The following is a 19,543-nucleotide window of genomic DNA, read 5'->3' as shown; positions in this document are numbered from 1 at the left end:
TCCGGCCGAAGCGCGCAGGGGCGCGCGATCCCGGACCCGGGAACTTCTCAAGGAGCACTTGTATGGATATCCGCAGGATTCCGCGGCGCGCGATGCGCGTCGTGGTGGGGACGCTTGCGCTCGCGGCGCTGGCGATCCCGTTTTCCGTCTTCGCCGAAGGCACGCTGATCGCGGCGCCGCAGCGCGTCGACATGGTCCACGACGACGCGCGTGGACTCGTCTACATCACCCAGGGCGGCGAGGTGCTGCGCTACCACGTGGCGAGCGGGACCTTCCTGTCGCCGATCGTGCTCGGCGGCATGCTGCGCGGCATCGACATCTCGAAGGACAGCGCCAGCCTGGTGGTCGCCGACGATGTCTCTGACAGCGCCAACGGTTGGGTTCACCTTGTGTCGCTCGATGACCTCTCGTTGCGCAAGCCCAGCTTCGCCAAGGCCAGCACCTACGAAAGCGGCACCCATTCGGTGGCCTTCGCGGGCGACGGCAAGGTCTATGCGACCACCGATTTCTGGGGTTCCGGCTGGACGCAGATGCGCAAGCTGGATCCGGCGACTGGCACGTGGACCGCGCTGGCATCGGTGAGCCAGTCGACGATGCTGTCGGCGAGCGGAGACGGCGAGACCGTGGCGTTCGCGGAGTCGAACAGTTCGGATGGCCCGTGGGGCCTGATCGACGTTCCGACCGGCGCCATCGTCCGGCGCCAGGGTTACACCAACGGAACCTCGTGGTTCAACTTCGAGATCGCGACCGACCGCCTCGGCAGCCAGTTCGCGATTCCGACCTACGCCGGCGCCTTCATCTACGACGAGGCGTATCGAAAGGTCGCGACGCTCGGGCAGTACGCCGGTGCGCTGCCGATCGGCGTCGCCTACCATCCGGTCGAGCGCAAGGCCTACTTCCCGTGGGCAGGATCGAGCCAGGTGCGGGTCTACGACATGAACACGTTCACCCAGGTCGGCAGCCACGATCTCGAGCAGAGTTTCAGCTGGGTCGGCAACAACGCCTACGAGCAGGGACGCACGAAGCTGTCGAAGGACGGCTCGTTGCTGATGGTGTCGGTGGATGGCGGTGTGCGCATCGTGCAGACCTACGCGCCGCTGTCGGCCTCGCCGGTCAGCGCGTCGGCCGTGGCCGGGACGCCTGTGTCGATCGGCTTGCCGGGCAGCATCGGCAACGGCGGCGCGCTGTCGTACTCGATCGTGCGTGCGCCGAACGAAGGCACCGTGACGGTCTCGGGTTCGACGGCGGTCTACACCGCGCGTGCCGGCTATTCGGGCGCGGACGGCTTCCGCTACCGCGTGCAGTACGGCGACGCGGTGCGCGAAGCCGAGGTCACGCTGGCGGTGACCGTGCCGAACACCGCCCCCGTGGCGGCGAACGACACCGCGCAGGCGCGGCGCACGTCGATCCTGATCCCGGTGCTCGCCAACGACAGCGACGCCGACGGCGATCCGCTGGCGATCACCGACGTGACCCGGCCGACGCTGGGCGCGGCGACGATCGAGTCCGGCAAGATCCGCTTCACGCCGCCGAGGAACTGGTCGGCGCCGATCCAGTTCGAATACGGCATCTCCGACGGCCGTGGCGGCACCGCGCGCGCGAAGGTCACGGTGTATCGCTTCTGATCGGACACTGGGCTTGAACCATGGCGTCACCGGCATGCCGGTGGCGCAATGGGTTTCAATCAGCACGCGGACATCCAGCGATGTGATCCTCCATCGAATGCCGATCAACAAGGTCAAACCCATCCCCACCCAACCCTCCCCTTGAAGGGGAGGGCTTGAAACCGCGATGCCTTTCTCCCTTCCCTTGAAGGGAGGGTTTCAAAGCCAGGCATCATTCTCCCTCCCCTTCAAGGGGAGGGCCGGGGTGGGGATGGGTTTGCTTGATGAAGAATCAAGCTCGGTTCAGTAGGGTTCGGGCGATGGCGGATGCGCTGCGATCGATACAATGCGGCATGCCTCCACGTCGACCTTCTCCCGCGACAGACACCGTCACAGCGCCCGTGCGGCACCTCATCGTCGTGCTGGGCGACCAGCTCGACCTCGATTCGGCGGCACTGGCCGACATCGATCCCGCGCGCGATGTCGTGTGGATGGCCGAGGTCGCCCACGAAGCCGATGTCGTATGGAGCGCGAAACCGCGCATCGTCATGTTCCTTGCCGCGATGCGCCACTTCCGCGATGCGCTCCGCGCGCGCGGGCTGCGGGTTGAATACCGGGCGCTGGGCACGCACTCGCATGACACGCTCGACGCCGCGCTTGTGGACGACTTGACGCGGCTGCGGCCGGAACGGGTGATTGCGGTACAGCCGGGTGAATGGCGGCTCGCGCAGTCGCTGCCGCAGGTGTGCCGCGAGGCCGGTATTCCGTGGTCGGAACGCCCGGACCTGCATTTCTACGCCATGCCGGCCGAGTTCGCCGAATGGGCCAAGGGCAAGCGCGAGCTGCGCCTGGAGTTCTTCTACCGCTGGCTGCGCAAGCGCGACGACGTGCTGATGGAGGACGGCCAGCCGGTCGGCGGCCGCTGGAATTTCGATGCCGAGAACCGCGAGAGTTTCGGCAAGCGCGGTCCCGGCCTGCTGCCTGCACCGCAGGCCTTCCCGCCGGACGACGTGACCCGAGAGGTCATCGAACTGGTCGATGCGCGTTTCGCCGATCGCCCCGGCAAGCTCGATGCCTTCGACTGGCCGGTCACCGCCGCGCAGGCCGAAACCGCGCTGGCGGATTTCATCGAACACCGCCTGCCGATGTTCGGCCGCTACCAGGATGCGATCTGGGCCGGCGAGCCCTGGCTGTACCACTCGCGGCTGTCGGCGGCGATGAACCTCAAGCTGCTGTCGCCGCGTCGCGTGGTCGATGCCGCGATCGCGGCCTGGCGCGCGGGCAGGGCGCCGATCGAGGCGGTGGAGGGTTTCGTCCGCCAGATCCTCGGCTGGCGCGAGTACGTGCGCGGCGTGTACTGGCTGCGCATGCCGGACTTCCTCGACGACAACGCGCTGCAGGCGGACCTGCCGCTGCCGTCGCTGTTCTGGACCGGCGAAACGCGGATGGCCTGCATGCGCGACGCGCTGCGCCAGACGCTGGACCTGGGCTATGCGCACCACATCCAGCGCCTGATGGTGACCGGCCTGTTCGCGCTGCTGGCCGGCGTGCGCCCGCGCGAGATCCACGCCTGGTACCTCGCGGTCTACGTCGATGCGGTGGAGTGGGTAGAGCTGCCGAACGTGCTGGGCATGAGCCAGTACGCAGACGGCGGCAAGATGGTGTCCAAGCCCTATGCCGCGTCCGGCAAGTACATCCAGCGCATGTCGAACCACTGCGCGGGCTGCCCGTTCGACCCCGCGGAGGCCCTGGGGCCGAAGGCCTGTCCGTTCACGACGCTGTACTGGGACTTCCTCGCCCGCCACGCATCGCGTTTCCGCGACCATCCGCGCGCGGGCATGCAGTGGCGCAACCTCGATCGCATTCCGGCCGAGCGGCTGCAGGCGATCCGCGCCCGGGCGGCGGCATTGCGCGAGGCGCTCGCGAAGCCTGCAACCATTCCGCCGTCCGACCCGTAGGCATCGGCATGAACACACTGCCCATGACCTGTCTCATCACTGGCGCCTCCGGCGGCGTCGCCACCGCACTCGCGGCCCACCTGCGTTCCGAAGGCTGGCGACTCGCCCTCGTCGGCCGCGACCGCGAGCGCCTGCACCCCGAAGGCGATGATCTCGCCATCGAGGCCGATGTCTCCACCGAAGCCGGTGCCCAGGCTGCGCTGAAGGCCGCGACCGAGGCCTTCGGCGAGCCGCCAGGAGCGGTGGTGAACTGCGCCGGCGCGGTGCTGATCGCCCCGATCGGCCGCACCGGCGAGCAGCAGTACCGCGACTGCCTGTCCGCCAATCTCGACACCGCCTTCTTCGTCTCGCGTGCCTACGCCACGGCGCTGCAGGCGCAGAAGCGCGGCGGCGCGCTGGTGCTGTTCAGTTCGGTGGCGGCATCGGTCGGCGTGGCCAACCATGCTGCGATCGCCATCGCCAAGGGCGGCATCGAGGCGCTGGCGCGATCGCTGGCCGCGGATTTCTCCACGCTTGGCCTGCGCGTCAACGTGATCGCGCCCGGCCTGATGGAGACGCCGGCGACCGCGAAATTCGTGTCCAGCGATCTGGCGCGTCGTGCGGTTTCGGCGCAGTATCCCCTCGGGCGGCATGGCGCTGCCGACGATGCCGCGACGCTCGCGGCCTTCCTGGTGTCGTCCCGCGCCGCATGGATCAGCGGCCAGGTGATCGCCGTCGACGGCGGTTTCCTCGCGGTGCGTCCCACAGTCAAGGTGAGTTGAGGGCAGTTGATGCCGCACGCCATCGTCTGGTTCCGCAACGACCTGCGCCTCGCCGACAACCCCGCCTTCCAGGCGGCGCTGGACGGCGGCTTCACGCCCATCCCGGTCTACATCCATGCGCCCGAGGAAGAGGGTGCATGGGCGCCTGGCGCGGCGGCCGAGGCCTGGCGGCACCATTCGCTGGCTGCGCTGGATGCCGCGCTCCAGCGGCGCGGCTCGCGGCTGCGCATCTTCCATTCCCCCAGCCTGCAGACCCTGCAGTCGCTGGCCGCCGCCTGCGATGCCAGCGCGGTGTTCTGGAACCGCCGCTACGAGCCGGCGATCGAGAAGCGCGACACCCGCATCAAGGCCACGCTCCGTGACCATGGCCTGCACGCCGAAAGCTTCAACGGCGCGCTGCTCGTCGAACCGTGGCGGCTGGCGACCAAGCAGGGCGGTCCGTACCGCGTGTTCACGCCGTTCTGGCGCGCGGCCCGCGCCTCCCTGCGACTCCCCTCGCTGTTCGACCCCCCGGCGTCGCTGCCGGCGACCGACGATGGCCCGCACGGCCTGCCGCTCGAAGCCCTGGGCCTGCTGCCCAGGCTCGGCTGGGACGCGGGGTTCTGGGAGCACTGGCAGCCGGGCGAGGCTGGCGCACGACAGGCGCTGGAAGCTTTCGCCGAAGGCGCGCTGCATGGCTACACGCGCAGCCGCGACCTGCCGGACCAGGTCGGCACCTCGCGACTCTCGCCGCACCTGCATTTCGGCGAGATCGCGCCGTGGCGCATCGCCGCCGTGCTGCTCGCGCTGCGACAGCCGAAGCTGGAGGACGAGATCGACGGCTACATCCGCCAACTGTTCTGGCGCGAGTTCGCCCATCACCTGCTGCACCATTTTCCGCATACGACCGAGCAGAACCTCAACCCGCGCTTCGCCGACTTCGCGTGGGCGCGCGTGGACGAACGCATGCGCGAGGCCTGGCGCCACGGCCGCACCGGCGTGCCGATCGTCGACGCGGGCATGCGCGAGCTGTGGCACACCGGCTGGATGCACAACCGCGTGCGCATGATCGTCGGCAGCTACCTCTGCAAGCACATGCGCTACCACTGGCGCGAAGGCGCGCGCTGGTTCTGGGACACCCTGGTCGATGCCGACCTGGCCAACAACACCCTAGGCTGGCAATGGATTGCCGGCACCGGTGCCGACGCCGCGCCGTATTTCCGCGTGTTCAATCCCGTGACCCAGGCGGAGAAGTTCGATCCCGACGGCCGCTACATCGCGCGCTGGCTGCCGGAGCTGGCGGGTCTGCCGCTGGCCCAGCGTTTCGCGCCGTGGACCGACCCGTCGATGCTCGCGCGCCGTGCGCCGGGCTATCCGCGCAGACCCATCGTCGACCTCGCCGCCGGTCGCGACGCGGCGCTCGCGGCCTATCGCAAGGTCTCGGCCGGCGAGGATTGAGGCGAACCGAGGTCCGCCGCACGAGCCCCGCGCGCCGCGTTGACCTCGTCCGGCGCGCATGATTCACTCCGGGACACACACCGGGGAGGGAATCATGGCCGAGGACACCGCTTCTGCAGGCAGCGCGTCTCGAGGGACCGCATCGAAGCGTCCGCGCCGCGAATCGATGTCGCGCGTCGACACCGCATGGCTGCGGATGGAGCGCCCGACGAATCCGATGATGATCACCGGCGTGCTGATGTTCGACGAGCCCATCAGCCTGCAGAAGCTGCGCAAGGTGATCGAGAAGCGCTTCTTGGCCTATACCCGCTTCCGGCAGAAGCCGGTCGAGACCCCGGGCGGCATGGCCTGGCAGGACGACGACGACTTCGACCTCGACTGGCACGTTCGCCTGTCCGCACTGCCCGGGCGCGGCGACCAGAAGGCGCTGGAGCGTTTCGCCGGCACGCTGGCGTCCAGTCCGCTCGACAAGACCAAGCCGCTCTGGCAATTCCACCTCGTCGAGAAGTATCACGGCGGTTCCGCGCTGGTCGCGCGCATCCACCACAGCTACGCCGACGGCATCGCACTGGTGCAGGTGCTGCTGTCGCTCACCGACACCGAGCGCGACCCGGCCAAGGGCGCGGACCTCGGCAAGGCCTGGCTGAAGCAGGACGGCGAGAAGGTCGCGCGTCGCGTCGGCGCCATGGAGCGCTACGCCAAGCTCGGCGCCAAGGCGTTCGGCAAGGGCATGGACATGATGCAGGACCCGACGCTGGCCGGCGTGCTGGCGAAGGAGGGTGGCGAGATCGCGCGCGAGCTAGTGCAGGCGCTGGCCCTGCCGGACGATCCGCCGTCGCTGCTGCGCGGCCGGCTCGGCGTGAGCAAGCGCGTGTCCTGGGCACCGCCGCTCGACCTGGAGGAAGTGAAGGCGGTCGGCCGCGCCTGCGGCTGCACCGTCAACGACGTGCTGATGGCGACCGCCGCCGGCGCCCTGCGCGACTACATGCTCGAACGCGGCGAACAGGTCGACGGCCTGACCCTGCGCGCCACCGTGCCGGTGAACCTGCGTCCGCTCGAACATGCGCGCAAGCTCGGCAACCATTTCGGACTCGTGTTCCTCGAACTGCCGGTAGGCATTGGCAACCCGATCCGCCGGCTGGAACACGTCGCGGAGTGCATGAACCAGCTCAAGAACTCGCGCCAGGCCATCGTCGCCTACGGCCTGCTCGCCGCGCTCGGCATGGCGCCCTCGGCGATGCAGGAACTCGCGCTCGACCTGTTCAGCCGCAAGGCCACTACCGTCGCGACCAACGTCCCCGGCCCGCAGCAGCCGCTGTACCTCGCCGGCTCGAAGATCCGCGAAATGATGTTCTGGGTGCCGCAGACCGGCTCCATCGGCATCGGCCTGTCGATCCTCAGCTACAACGGCAAGGTCCACTTCGGCCTGATCGCCGACGCCAAGCTCATCCCCGACCCGCGCGCGGTCACCAACCGCTTCCACGTCGAATTCGAGAAGCTGCTGTATCTCGCGTTGATGAGCGGCTGGGATCAGGAACTGAACTCGGTCGCGGCGGAAGCGTTGATGAATTGAGGCGGAAGGTTGCTCAGCGCGCGCCTGACGTGGCCCGGTGCGCGAGCAGACCGGCATGCAGCGGTGCCAGCAGGTCCTGGCCGCGCAGCCCGTCACGCCAGCGCTGCGGAATGCCCTCCAGTCCGAAACGCAGGCCCGCAATGCCACCGGCGATGCATGCCGTCGTATCGGTGTCGTGGCCGAGTTTGATCGCGCGACGCATGGCGTTCTCGAAATCTGGGGCTTCGCTCGCCCAGCGCGCTGATCGCAGCGCATCGACCACGTAACCGGAGCCTTCGCCGATGGCGGGCTCGTCCGGTCGGATCGAGAATTCCAGTTCCTCGACGGCCTCGGGCTCGTCGGCGATCAAATCGCGCAGCGTCCGCACGGCGTCGTCCCAGGGTGCATCGACATCCTGCATGGTACGCCGCGCCCACAGGCAATAGAGCGCGCAGCACAACTGGCTGCGCAGATGGCCATGCGTCACCAGGGATTGCCTGCGCGCGTCGCGGACCAGCGCGGCATCGTCGCCGGTATGCCACAGCACGAGTGGCATCACCCGCATCAGCGCGCCGTTGCCGTTGTTGTATTGCCCCGACGGGCCCGCCTGCTCCGGCGGTTCGCCATCCAGCACCGCGCGCAGCGCCTGCGCGGTGGTGATGCCAATGTCGAACACATGGCCATCCACGGCGAGATAGCCGTGCGTATACCAGCGCGCCATGCGCGATGCGAAGTCGTCCAGATCCAGTGCGCCGCGATCGAGCAGCGACACCAGCAGGCACAGCGCCTGCGCGCCATCATCGGACCACGTGCCCGGCGGCACGCCCGGATGCGAGCGCTCGAAACCCGGCGGCGGCACGTACTCGAACAGCGAAGCGTCCGGAAGCCGCTCCGGAGGATTGAACTCGTAGGGGACGCCGAGCGCATCGCCTACGAGCAGGCCGACGAGGGCGCCGGACAATCGGGATTCGGAAAGCGGCAACATGGCACCGAGTCTTGAATACTGCGGCTGACCACTTTACGCCAACGCGTAGGCGGCGTGCTCCGCACACAACAATGAGCGACCAATCGCTCGCTCGGTTGATGCCTCTTGTTGCGACACTGCAAGCCCACCCGGCAGCGTTGTTGGCCGAAGCGTCACGGCTCTCAGAGCCCGCCCGTCAGGCCCATGAGCGCAACTGCAGCCGCAGCCAGCAGGAGCGGGGTGAGCAGCAAAAGGATCGTGCTGCGTCGTAGCTGCCGGCGCCCCGCATATGCCAGCAGCGGCAAGCCCAGCCATGCCGGCCATCCCAGCAACATGCCCATTCCGAAGCCGATGCCCAGTTCATTGGGAAGCGGAATGTCAGGCTGGGTTGCCCATGCGATGGCGTAGCAGGTCATCACGATCGATGCCAGGGCGCCCCATGCAAATACAAGCCAGCGGATGATTCTCAAGTGTGCTGATCCTTCTTCTGTGCGGTCGAATCAATCGCGAAGCATTGGTCGATCCGTCTGATCATTGGTCAGGTGACCAAAGGTGGCGGAGCAAGTGCTGCGAGCACACTTGTCCCGCACGATTTGCAACAGAGTCCGGGAATGCCGATGGTGTTCCAAGTCGCCCCCGCGATCGGTTCTGCGCACTTCACGCAGTGGAATGGACTGTCAACCGCAATGTCTCGATCCCTTGCAGAAACGTAGCGCACGCCCTTTTCGTCAAATTCCACGACCCACCATTTGCGACTTGCATCGTACTGGGCGGTGCCATGTCCCTCCAGGTCTTCGGATTCATCAGACGCATCGAACACGACGAGCGGAAGCCCGATGGAAAGGACGATCCCGGCATTGGATAGATCCCGCAAGCTGCCATAGGTGTCCAGAACGACTGCAGTTCGTTTGGGGTTGACGATACCGTCAACCAGGCCATTGAAGTCTGCGTAGATCCGGATTTTCGAACGAATATCCATTGCACCTGTCATTTCAGATCGCGCTGCTGCCGAGCAGGACGCGAATCATTCCCACCATCTCAATCCCGCCCTCGGAAAAGCCGCAGATTGAAAGCATCCAGCACTATTCCTCGACGAGACTCGCGAGCGTCACCTTGGCCAGATGCTCGGTGGCGTAGGTCGAGGTCGGATCGAGAGCGAGGTTTCCGAGCAATTGAACGGCGCCGTCGTGATCTCCATTTCCTGCCATGATCAGCGCCTTGTTGATAGTCAGGATGCCCTTTGTTTCGCCGTCGGGATTCGCGGCGAGTCCCTTCTCGATGGCCGCGAGCTTTTCCGTGCTGGACCCGGCGAGGATTGCCTGTTCCTTCCAGACGGGGGCAAACCGGGGAATGCGCTCGACCAATTGGCGGACCGCCTCCGCCTTTCGCTCGGGGTCATCCATCCATTCCAGCGACAGATAGGCCAGATAGGTTCCCTCGGGAAGGTCGCCTTTCCGCTCGCGGCACAGGGCATCCGAAGCCGTGATCGCGGTGAAGAATCCGCGCGGGGACAGTTCGACCGTCTTCACGTAGTACTTGCGCGCGTTGTCGCTGTCATTCATCAGCAGATAGGTGAAGGCCATGTCGTAGACAGGGTAGGGCCAGGCCGGCGCCAGTTCCGCCGCCTGCTGCAGAAGCGTGATTGCCCTCGGGTAGTCGCCCGCTGCACCCGCCTGCCGGGCCTGCCTGTGCAACGACTCGGCCTCGGCAGGCACGTTGTCGCTGCCGATGAGTTGGTACTGGAATGTCCCGTCCAGTCCACGCAGGTCGGCAAGCGTGAGAACCTGTCCATCAGGGGTGCGGAAAATGACCACGGTGTTCTCTTTGGGCTCTGCAGACGTGGTTGCGGTAGTTTCGGCACGACCGTAGCCTGCAGGCAGGACGACTGCAGCAAGCAGCAGGATTGACGGCGCGATTCGCATTGCTTTATAGGCTACAGTTTTAGGGCTTCTCGGCCTGGATGATCGGTGGCGCTGCGCGCCTTGGCGATCCGATTGTGCCTCAGTGCCTAGGGTGGACATTTTTGCCGGCCATCGCGATTTGACTTTTGGTGTAAGCGATGCACTGAAAACTTGTCCTGCAGCGCTGAAATAAAGTCAAATATCTGAGTTAAGCCGCGCCGCGAAGCGGCGTCGCCTTCAATGAATTGTTAGGTCTCTTGCTGCTCCCCGATCGCTGAGAACTCAGGAAGTTCGATGTCAGCGCTGGATGCGTAATCGCGCAAAGTATTGATGAGGGCATAAAAATCATCAGCGCTATCAACAGATCTGTACATGGCTCTTATCTTCAAAAAATCTTGCTCAGAAATGGAAGGTCGAATGATCTCGATAGAACGTTCTGTCCACGTAATTGCTCGCAAGCGGTACAGTGTCTCGAAGGCGTGGTGGCTATACGCGATGACGTTAAAAGCCGACATCAAGACCACGGCAACGACCATCCTTCTCATGTTTTTTGGAGAAGGGGAGGAGAAACCATTCTGTGGCTGGTCTCTTGTAATGCGCTTATAAGTTCGAAAGATAAATCTCGCTCCTAAGATGTTTAGGAAGACGATTGTGAGCATGAAAAATAGAAATAGCATAATGCCAACCTCATTGGCATTCGCTTTTCCAATATCTTCGTGAATAGAATCAATATAGCCAGAGAACACGGATCCAATTGCCGTGCTCGTCATTATGTATGCGGAGATCAATGCGTTCTTAAGGAACACATCCCAGAGTCCGCTGCCAATTGCTCCGAGAAATATTGTTCCGATTATGCCGATGGGAGATCGGTACCATTTTTGTTTGCTTTTCTCTTCGGACACAGTCGTCTCCCCCTAAGAGACCTAACCATAAGTAGACCCCCAGCCGGGGTGTAGCACAGAGGCTGCCACAGGCATCTTGAGCCCGTCAATGGTAGAAATTCCAGTGGGATCAGCGAGATAGCCTATATAACGCGCCTAGGTTCGACGCCGTCTTGCCGGAATACGCGGCAGGGATACCTCGATATGTCTTATCGCGGCGCGCATGCCCCGATATCAAACTGGCATGAGGCACTCTCAGGCCCGATGCGTTTTTTGCGAAATGACGGCTATTGCCGGTGATTTAGCAGCAATGTGGGCGAATGAAATGGTTCTTTGCCGGGAGCCCTGTCATTCGCGCCATCAGCGAAGCAGGCATGTCATGCGTCGGACAACGGGCGACGACCTTCGTGTCTGATATGACAGGTCGATCGGTGCAGATGAAATGGGTGTCGTCGTGACGCGTGCGCTGTGTGCTCACCACGGCCACAACCGCACCGCCAACCACAGCGGCACACCGATGTAGAAGATCACCCGCGCGGCGATCTCCAGCATGCGCCGGACATCCACCGTCTTCAGCGGGCGCAGCGCGAGCGGCAGCAGCGTGCCGACTTCGACGAGCACACGGAGGCCGGCGGCGATCATCGCGAGGTTCACGGCCCAGGAGGCCCACCAGACGAAGAGGGCGAGCAGCCAGGCCTTGGCGCCGTAGGTCTGCCATTCGCCGAAGGTGCCGCCGTAGGCGATGACCTGGTGCAGCCGGAAGGCGGGCAGGGCGGGCAGCAGCGGGAACAGGCCGAACTTGAAGGCGGGATGGTCGAGCAGGCGATGCCGGGTGGCCTGCACAGCGTGGCCGAGGATCGCGGCGCGGGAGGCGCTGCTGTCCTGTGCGATCGATGTGGCACCTGTTGCGCGCAGGCGCTCGGTCAGGCGCAAGGGGTCGACGCCGGCGATGGCGTGGCGCCACGATCCGCTACCGAGTCGCAGTTGCAGACCGGTCGATGGCAGCGGCAGTCGCCACGTGCGCGCGTCGACGATTTCGCTGCAGGCGATCTCGATGCGCCGCGACGGTTGCTCCAGCACCAGCATGCCGCCTTCGATGCGCAGGGTCGCGGCGAAGGCGCGCATCAGACTCCATGCCGCCGCTTCGGGCAGCAGCACCAGACCGGCGAACATCCAGACCTGCGCGATCGGATTGATCGGCGTGCCGTCGTTGGTCAGCACCTGCAGCGCCATCCACAGCAGGCCGCCGCGTGCGACCACGCGCAGCAGGGCGATGAGGATGCGCCAGAAAGGCGTGAGCAGCACCACGTCCAGCGGCCCATCGTGCGTGTTCGCCTTTGGTGCGTGACGCGCGTGCCAGCGACGACGCGCCGCGCGCAGCAGGGTGATCGCGCCGAACAGCAACAATCCTGCGAATGCGGTCGGCCCGACCCAGTCGCCCCAGCGCACCATCAGCGTCGGCGTCGGTGTGCGCGCATGCACCGTGCCGACGAGCACCGCTTCGCGATCCATCGCGGTGCGTTCGACGACTTCGCCGCGCGCGTCGATCGTCGCGCTGATCCCGTTCGAGGTCACGCGCAGCTGCGGCATGCGCGTCTCGATGCTGCGGAACGCGGCGACCTTGAGGTGCAGTTCGGCGCCGACGGGATATCGCGTGAACCACGAGTCGTTCGACATGCCGAGGATGGCCTCCGCGCCGAGTCGCGCGCCGTCGATCGCGAGACCGCTGTCGACATCGTCCAGGCAGATCAGCGGCAGCACCTGCACTTCGCGGCCATCTGCGGTGCGCAGCGGAAATACGCGCGGGCCGTCGCCAGCGCGCCAGGTGCCGGCCCAGGGCAGCAGGGCGCGGAAGCGCGGGCCGTCGAGCCAGGCCGGCACGTATTCGGTGAGCGGGAAGGGATTGGTCTTGCGATAGAAACCGAGCAGGCCCTTGCCCGGCTCGACGAACGCGGCGGCGTTGTATTCGCCGGCTTCGTCGCGGTCGTAGGTGCCGAACACCAGCGGCACGCGTTCCAGCGCGACGAGGTCGAGGATCGCCTGGTCGAATTCCGCGCCAGCTTCGCTCTTCGGATTGCGGAACGTGGTCGGGTACACGGTTTCCGACCACAGCAGCGCATCGACATCGTGCTGTTCGGTCGCGACGCGCGACAGTCGCACATGCGTGTCGAGGATGTGGCGCACCACCTCGTAGGCGCCCATTTCGCGGCGCAGGCGCTCATAGTCGACGATGTTCGCCTGGACCATGCCGACGCGCAGCGATGCCACGTCTTCCGATTGCCTGGACGTCAGCGACGACAGTCGCCACGCACCGTAGCCGGCCATCGCCATCGGCAGCAGCAGGGCGATCGACATCGGCGCCGCGAGCGCACGCAGGCCGTCGCGACGGCGCGCGATGGCGGTGGCGACGGCTTCGTTGATCAGGATCAGCGCGAAGGTCAGGCCCGGTGCGCCACCGAGATCCGCGCCCTGACGCAACACGGTCGAGGAATGCAGGCCGTGGCCGAGGGTGTCGTCGAGCAGGCGCGGCACCAGCCATTCCGTGGCGACCCAGGCCGAGGCGCCGGCGAGCGCGCGCAACAGCGGACCATGGCGACGCCCGACGAGATGGCGGACCAGCGCGAATGCGATCAGCTGCGGCTGCAGCAGCGGCGCTGCGACGACGAGCACCGCAAGCCCGGCCCCCGGACCGATGCCGGTATAACTGCCGATCGCGAAGCCGAACCACGCGAACACGGCGACCACGAAGGCGATGCTCATCAGCAGGCCTTCGCGCAATGCGGCACCGCTGCCGCGCACGGTATCGAGGGCGAGCAGCCACGGCACCAGCGCGACGAAACCCAGCGGCCAGGCGATGCCGCCTTGCGCATAGACACCGAACAGGGTCGCACTCAGGACAAGGCCGGCGGCGGCGCGCCAGCCGGACACGATCGACACGCTCACGCCTCAGGCACCTCGACGCGGATCGTGGGGATCGGACGGCGGCGGGATCTCGATGGGACGCAGCGGCAGCCCCGGCGGTGCGAGGTGCGGCGGCACGACGAGGTTGTCGGGAAGCGGAATCGGGCGGCCGGAGGCATCGCGGAAATCGAAATCGGGGGAGAACATCAGGATGGGTTCGATGCGCTGGCCATCGTCCGTGGCCTGATAGTGGCGCACGTAGCCTTCGGGCAGCGGGAAATCCTCGGGTACTGCCAGACCGATCAGTGGAGGACTGGTGCCGGGCGGGTTGAATGCGCCGAGCCCGGTGCGGATGCCGGCTTCGTGCAGCTTGTCGATCACTTCGTTCATCGTCGGCGCGCGATCGCCGGGTGAGACGTAGTTCGCCAGGTCATCGGGATCGCGACGGACGCGTTCCGCGTCGATGGGCGCATCAGGTGCCGATTGCGCAGGCGAAGCGGGTTCGGTCGGCATGTCGCTGGCGACACGGGCAGTCGTTGCGCGGTCGCTGCCGCCGCGCTTCATCAGCACGATGCTCGCGCCAGCGCCGACGAGCGCCAGCGCCAGCACGATGTACAGCATCCGCGCACGCCGGCCGTGGCCTGCATGCGCGGTGATGCGCACACCGCCGTCGCCCTGCGGCGACGACGGTGCGTTGTTGCGTGGAGGCATCGCGGACATGCGCGGTCAGCCGGCGGCTCGATCAGAACGGGCTGACCGGGCTGAACACCGACAGGCCATGGCCCATGCGCTCGTGGCCGTACTGGTTCCAGATCGGGTTGCGACCGTTGATGAACGAGGTATAGCGCGCCGCGCCGGTGCCGGTGGTGCCGCCGAACAGGCCGGCGCTGACCGTGCCGCCCTGGTAGGTCGGATGCACGTCGTCCGACTGCATGTAGTCGAAGCTGCTCGACGACGACACGAAGTGCGTGTTCGCGTCGCGCAGCGTCGAGCGCAGGGTCGAGGTGATGCGGGTGACATAGGCGGACTCGCTCTCGCCGGCCACGTAGCGCAGCGCGGCCGAGTCGACCTGGCCGTCGCCGTTGGTGTCGTAGTCCGCGCCCATGTAGTCGGCGAAATTGTCCACGCACTTGAAGCCCTTCTGGCGCGCGTATTCGCACATCCAGTAGTTCATCTTCGCCAGCACCGGCAGGAACTTGTCGCGCATGTTCACCCGCGCGCCCGTCGACGGATCGGTGCAGGAGCTGAGGACGTTGTCGGCGTTGTAGCCCGGGTAGTACAGGTTGGCGATGACCTTCAGCTTCACGCCCGAGTAGGCATTGGCGTTGATGTAGTCCATCGAACGCGCGACATAGGTCTTGCAGTTGGCCAGCGCGGTGTCGAGCACGCCGAAGTTGCAGGTGCCGCTCTGGCCCTTGAAGCTCGAACGTGCCTGCAGGCCGTCGTTGCCGCACATCTCGAAGGTCACCACGCGGGTCGAGGTCGCCTGCATGTAGGAGCGTTCGGCGACGATCTTGTTGTTGTACACGTCCGAGGCGATCGCACCGGACTTCGTGCGGCGCACGCTCTCGATGTCCGCGTTCCACAGCGCGGCCAGGTATTCGGCGTCCACGGTCGGCGCGGAGTACTTCGCGGCGCTGGTGGTGGAACCGTTGTAGCCGGCGTAGATCGAATCGCCGTAGGCGACGAGGCGGTACTTGGCGGTGGTGCCGGAACGATCGATGGTCCAGGACACGTTCTGGTTGAGCGTGCTGGCCGAGGCGGCGCCGACGGCGAGCATGGCGAGAACAGGCAACAGCGTACGAGCGGTCTTGCCGGAACGACGGGTCATGTTGTGCATCCTTGGTGATATGACGGTGTGGTCGCGCGCGGAACCGGGCGAAGCCGGAACCTCCGCATCGCGTAAACGACGACCTGATCGGCATTCGGACCGTGTGGGGGACCGCTCCCTGCCTGACCGTACGCTAGCGTCTTGTCCAGTGCCGGGTCAACACGCGCGAACGCTGCAATGCAGCATCATCGATGGTGTGCGAGCCTAGCGATGCTGCGTGACAACTGGGCGCCTGGTGATGCTGCAATGCGTCATCGCCGATGCGTACGATGCGTGTCTTCGTCATGTCGCAGCGCTTCCGGAACGGAAACGGGGTGCTTCGAAGGAAGCACCCCGTGCATGGGTCTCGCCGTGCAGTTGTGTTGCCGGGATCCACCGGCCGCAAGCATCAACCGGCTGTTGGCATCGGCCGGATCTGCGCGCGCTCGCGATGCAGCCCGAAGGCGAGGCTTGCGACCGAGATCAGGATCACCAGTGCCAGCGCGCCCTTCGCGCCCTGGTCGGTCATCGGCGCGACGAAGATCGGGCCGGCGGCGATCCACCAGATCATCAGCGCGACGAAGGCGAGCGTCAGCGCATGCTCGATCCTGCGGGTCGTCTTCGTCCAGCGACCCTGCCTCACCGCGACCAGGTGTACGGCGAACGTGCCGGCCCACAGCAGCACCACCGGCCAGGCGCGCATCGGCAGGAAGTTCGCGTCGAATTCGAAGATGCGCGGGAAGGGGCCCGGCATCGCGGCGGCCAGCCAGGGCAGGCAGATCATGAAGATCGCGCCGACGGCGATGCCCACCAGACCGGTGATGCCCAGGCCACGGTGCACGCGATCCGGATCGACCGTGCGTGGCGTCCACTTCGGCTTGTAGAGGCCGAAGTGGCGAAGCGCGGCGACCAGCAGCGCAATCATCATCAGGAAGCCCGGCCACCACAGTGCGCCGAGGCCAGCGCCAAACCACCAGGTCACGATCGGCTGGCCATCGAATACGCGCGGCAGCGTCATCGCCCACTGGATGCCGATGCCGAGAATGGACCACAGCGCGTAGCTGCGGCTCTGTTCCGGTGGAATGATCACCAGACCCTGCGGCCGGTAGCGCGCGGCCACTTCGGCCGGCGTGCCGAAGTCGCGCAGCATCGCCAGTGTCATCGCATCGTCGGCGGCACGACCTTCGCGCTCCGCGCGATCGGCCAGCATGTCCGACAGCAGCCCGCGCAGTTCCAGGCCGATGTCGTTGCGGTCCTTCGCGGGCACCTTGCGCATGACGTCGCGCACGAAGGCTTCGATCACATCATTCGGATTCATGTCCCGTCTCCCTTCAGCAGTCCACCCATGGTCGCGACCAGCGCGTTCCACGAGTCGGTGAGTTCGGCGAGCAGCGCCTCGCCAGCGTCGTTCAATCGGTAGTAGCGGCGCGGCGGCCCGTCCTCGATCCGCCATTCGGACGACAGCACCCCCTGGCTTTCCAGGCGGCGGAGCAGGGGATAGAGCGTCCCTTCCTCGATCGCCATGCCGCGCTCGGCCAGTGCCTGGCGCAGCGAATAGCCGTACTGCGCGATCCGCAGCTGCGACAGCACCGCCAGCACAAGCGCGCCACGCCGCAGTTCCAGTTCCAGCTTCGCGCCCGGGTTGTCTCTGGTTTCGACCATGGTGTCGCCCTGTAATGTGCGATGCACTGTACTGTGTGAAAAACAGTAATGCAATGCCACTTGTCGGAACCCGAGGGGCAGGGGGCCGGGCGGGATCAGTTGCGGATCAGGGCCCGGCCGCCGGCATGCCATGGGTTACGCTCCGCGCACCGCCCATCCGGGCTGCATGCCAGGGACGCCGACATGACCCAGACCGCCTCAGCCGCGACCACGCCCACCCTCGACGCGACCCTCACGCTCGCGCTCGCCCTGGCCTCCGAAGCGGCCTACGACGATTTCGACGGCAAGCCGCTGCGCCTGCCGCAGGGCTGGGAACTGGCCGGACGCTGGACCGGCTGGGATCCGGTGTTGCGGGGCGGCAGCGAGGAAAAGTACGGCTTGCTGCTGCGTGCGACCGACGGCAGCGGCGCGTACATCGTCGCGTTCCGGGGCACCGCGTCGCTCGACGATGCGCTGGACGATGCCGATGTGCCCAAGGCGACGTTCACGCCCACGGTCGGCACGCTCGATTCGACCGTGCGCGTCGAAGCCGGTTTCTACGGCATCTACAACGACACCGGCGCGGGCATGACGCAATCGATGCGCCAGCAGATCCAGCAACTGCTCGCGCAGCAGGCGCCGCGCAGCCTCTACGTCACCGGGCACAGTCTCGGCGGCGCGCTCGCGCACCTGTTCGCGTTCGATCTGAGTTTCGGTTCGTACGCGTCTGCGTTCACGCGCCTCACCACGTTCGCCAGCCCGCGCGTCGGCGACAGCGGTTGGCGCGAGAGCTACGACGCGCGCATCCCGTCGGCGAACAGCATCCGCGTCTACAACCAGCAGGACCTCGTGCCGGAAGTGCCGCCGAAGGACTTCGGCTACCACGATGTCGGCAGCGGTTTTCCGGTCTGGTTCGAGCGCAATCGTCTGCCCGAACTCTATCCGCTGTCGCGCCACGCGCTGCTCAACTACATCGTCGTGCTGCAGAACGCGTTCCAGTCGCCATCGCAGACCTGGGCCGGGAGCTTCCCCGATGCGACCGATGGGAAGAAGACGATGATCAGCCAAGTGCCGAATCCGCCGCGAGGCTGAGCGCATCGCGGCGTGCGTCCGCGCATGGCGCCAGAATTCGGTGATTGCGTGCTGTTCATAAGTCGTGCGGAATGCCTGAAATCACGAAGCATTCTGCATTCGTGATGCCGATGCATCGTGCGGCGTGCATGATGCTGAACGCGAGCGAATCCAGCATTCGCCCGGATGGCTGCGCGTCAGGAAACGCAACCTAGTGTTCCCGTCACCTGACGGCCCCGGCCACCATCCAGACGGAGTTCCCCATGCGTCATGCCATCCTGCCCATCGCCACTGCGTTCACCGCAGCGCTCGCCCTGTCGAGCTGCGCAACCTATACCGGCCAGACCAATGCACCCGATGACCCGAATCGCACCGGGCGCGGTGCGCTGATCGGTGCCTCCATCGGCGTCGTCGCCGGTCTGCTCAGTGGCGACGACGCCACCGAGCGTCGCCAGCGCGCACTGGTCGGCGCCGGTGTCGGTGCGCTCGCAGGCACGGCGGTCGGCGCCTACCAGGATCGCCAGGAAGCCGAGCTGCGTCGCCGCACCGCTGGCACCGGTATCGACGTCACCCGCGATGGCGACGTGATCAAGCTCAATCTCCCCGATGCGGTGACCTTCGATTTCAACAGCGCTTCGCTGAAGTCGCAGTTCCGCCCGGCGCTCGACGGCGTCGCCGCGACGCTTGCCGACTATCCGCAGACCGTGATCGAGATCAGCGGCCACACCGATGCCGTCGGCAGCGATGCCTACAACCAGCGACTCTCCGAGGAACGCGCCGGCTCCGTCGCCAATTACCTCGTCGGCAAGGGGCTCGTACGCGAGCGTTTCGAGGTCGTCGGCATGGGCGAGCGCTATCCCATCGCCAGCAACGAGACCGAAGACGGACGCGCCCGCAACCGTCGCGTCGAGATCCGCGTGCTGCCGCTGACGCAGGGTGCAGGCTGATTCGCAGTCGAGCATCCAACCCCTGACAGAACGAACCCCGGGTTCATCGCCCGGGGTTCGTCTTTTCTGGATGGGGTATCTGTCGCCGCGCAGTTTGCATGCCGACCTTGCACCA

Annotated in this window: 17 protein-coding genes; 7 read left to right on the top strand and 10 right to left on the bottom strand. The window is 66.1% G+C overall.

All coding sequences use genetic code 11. The features are described from left to right. The first annotated feature begins 62 nt into the window (after positions 1-62). From ACFQ0E_RS16385 to ACFQ0E_RS16365, 5 genes are all read left to right on the top strand, one after another. The gene (locus ACFQ0E_RS16385) at positions 63-1,625 is read left to right on the top strand and encodes an Ig-like domain-containing protein (protein WP_386825661.1); all 1,563 of its coding nucleotides are present in this window, start codon (positions 63-65) and stop codon (positions 1,623-1,625) included. 380 nt (positions 1,626-2,005) lie between these two features. Next, entirely contained in the window at positions 2,006-3,562 is a 1,557-nt protein-coding gene (locus ACFQ0E_RS16380; RefSeq protein ID WP_386825659.1) for a cryptochrome/photolyase family protein, read from the top strand. Between the two features lie 8 nt (positions 3,563-3,570). After that, complete coding sequence (locus tag ACFQ0E_RS16375; protein WP_386825657.1) at positions 3,571-4,323, top strand: SDR family NAD(P)-dependent oxidoreductase; 753 nt, start codon at positions 3,571-3,573, stop codon at positions 4,321-4,323. A gap of 9 nt (positions 4,324-4,332) precedes the next feature. Then, positions 4,333-5,760 carry a cryptochrome/photolyase family protein gene (locus ACFQ0E_RS16370; RefSeq protein ID WP_386825655.1) on the top strand — a complete coding sequence of 476 codons (1,428 nt, stop codon included), beginning with the start codon at positions 4,333-4,335 and terminating at the stop codon, positions 5,758-5,760. A gap of 94 nt (positions 5,761-5,854) precedes the next feature. Continuing rightward, the gene (locus tag ACFQ0E_RS16365) at positions 5,855-7,333 is read left to right on the top strand and encodes a WS/DGAT/MGAT family O-acyltransferase (RefSeq protein WP_386825653.1); all 1,479 of its coding nucleotides are present in this window, start codon (positions 5,855-5,857) and stop codon (positions 7,331-7,333) included. A 13-nt stretch (positions 7,334-7,346) separates the two neighbouring features. Here ACFQ0E_RS16365 and ACFQ0E_RS16360 read toward each other — a convergent pair whose 3' ends face one another. From ACFQ0E_RS16360 to ACFQ0E_RS16315, 10 genes are all read right to left on the bottom strand, one after another. After that, a complete protein-coding gene (locus ACFQ0E_RS16360; protein WP_386825651.1) occupies positions 7,347-8,297 on the bottom strand; it encodes an ADP-ribosylglycohydrolase family protein in 951 nt (316 codons plus the stop codon). Between the two features lie 161 nt (positions 8,298-8,458). Beyond that, positions 8,459-8,746 (bottom strand): hypothetical protein, encoded by a 288-nt coding sequence (locus ACFQ0E_RS16355; protein ID WP_386825649.1) that lies wholly within the window; start codon positions 8,744-8,746, stop codon positions 8,459-8,461. 68 nt (positions 8,747-8,814) lie between these two features. Continuing rightward, positions 8,815-9,255 (bottom strand): hypothetical protein, encoded by a 441-nt coding sequence (locus ACFQ0E_RS16350; protein WP_386825647.1) that lies wholly within the window; start codon positions 9,253-9,255, stop codon positions 8,815-8,817. 103 nt (positions 9,256-9,358) lie between these two features. Beyond that, complete coding sequence (locus ACFQ0E_RS16345; protein WP_386825645.1) at positions 9,359-10,198, bottom strand: tetratricopeptide repeat protein; 840 nt, start codon at positions 10,196-10,198, stop codon at positions 9,359-9,361. 227 nt (positions 10,199-10,425) lie between these two features. Beyond that, entirely contained in the window at positions 10,426-11,079 is a 654-nt protein-coding gene (locus ACFQ0E_RS16340; RefSeq protein ID WP_386825643.1) for a hypothetical protein, read from the bottom strand. A gap of 453 nt (positions 11,080-11,532) precedes the next feature. Next, positions 11,533-14,001, bottom strand: a complete 2,469-nt coding sequence (lnt, locus tag ACFQ0E_RS16335; protein WP_386825641.1) for an apolipoprotein N-acyltransferase — start codon at positions 13,999-14,001, stop codon at positions 11,533-11,535. A 3-nt stretch (positions 14,002-14,004) separates the two neighbouring features. Then, positions 14,005-14,679 (bottom strand): hypothetical protein, encoded by a 675-nt coding sequence (locus ACFQ0E_RS16330; protein WP_386825639.1) that lies wholly within the window; start codon positions 14,677-14,679, stop codon positions 14,005-14,007. A 22-nt stretch (positions 14,680-14,701) separates the two neighbouring features. Then, positions 14,702-15,790 (bottom strand): SGNH/GDSL hydrolase family protein, encoded by a 1,089-nt coding sequence (locus ACFQ0E_RS16325; protein WP_386825637.1) that lies wholly within the window; start codon positions 15,788-15,790, stop codon positions 14,702-14,704. Between the two features lie 388 nt (positions 15,791-16,178). Further along, positions 16,179-17,087 (bottom strand): hypothetical protein, encoded by a 909-nt coding sequence (locus ACFQ0E_RS16320; RefSeq protein WP_386825635.1) that lies wholly within the window; start codon positions 17,085-17,087, stop codon positions 16,179-16,181. Then, entirely contained in the window at positions 17,084-17,431 is a 348-nt protein-coding gene (locus tag ACFQ0E_RS16315) for a PadR family transcriptional regulator (protein ID WP_386825633.1), read from the bottom strand. The genes ACFQ0E_RS16320 and ACFQ0E_RS16315 overlap by 4 nt, the downstream gene beginning before the upstream one ends. A gap of 183 nt (positions 17,432-17,614) precedes the next feature. Between ACFQ0E_RS16315 and ACFQ0E_RS16310 the strand changes: the two genes are divergently transcribed. Together ACFQ0E_RS16310 and ACFQ0E_RS16305 are read left to right on the top strand one after the other, a co-directional pair. Next, the gene (locus tag ACFQ0E_RS16310) at positions 17,615-18,502 is read left to right on the top strand and encodes a lipase family protein (RefSeq protein WP_386825631.1); all 888 of its coding nucleotides are present in this window, start codon (positions 17,615-17,617) and stop codon (positions 18,500-18,502) included. A 242-nt stretch (positions 18,503-18,744) separates the two neighbouring features. Next, a complete protein-coding gene (locus ACFQ0E_RS16305; RefSeq protein WP_386825629.1) occupies positions 18,745-19,428 on the top strand; it encodes an OmpA family protein in 684 nt (227 codons plus the stop codon). The last annotated feature ends 115 nt before the right edge of the window (positions 19,429-19,543 follow it).

It is taken from the genome of Lysobacter brunescens (assembly GCF_042677005.1).
Lineage (GTDB): Bacteria > Pseudomonadota > Gammaproteobacteria > Xanthomonadales > Xanthomonadaceae > Lysobacter_I > Lysobacter_I brunescens.
This window is presented reverse-complemented; position numbering and strand designations above follow the sequence as displayed.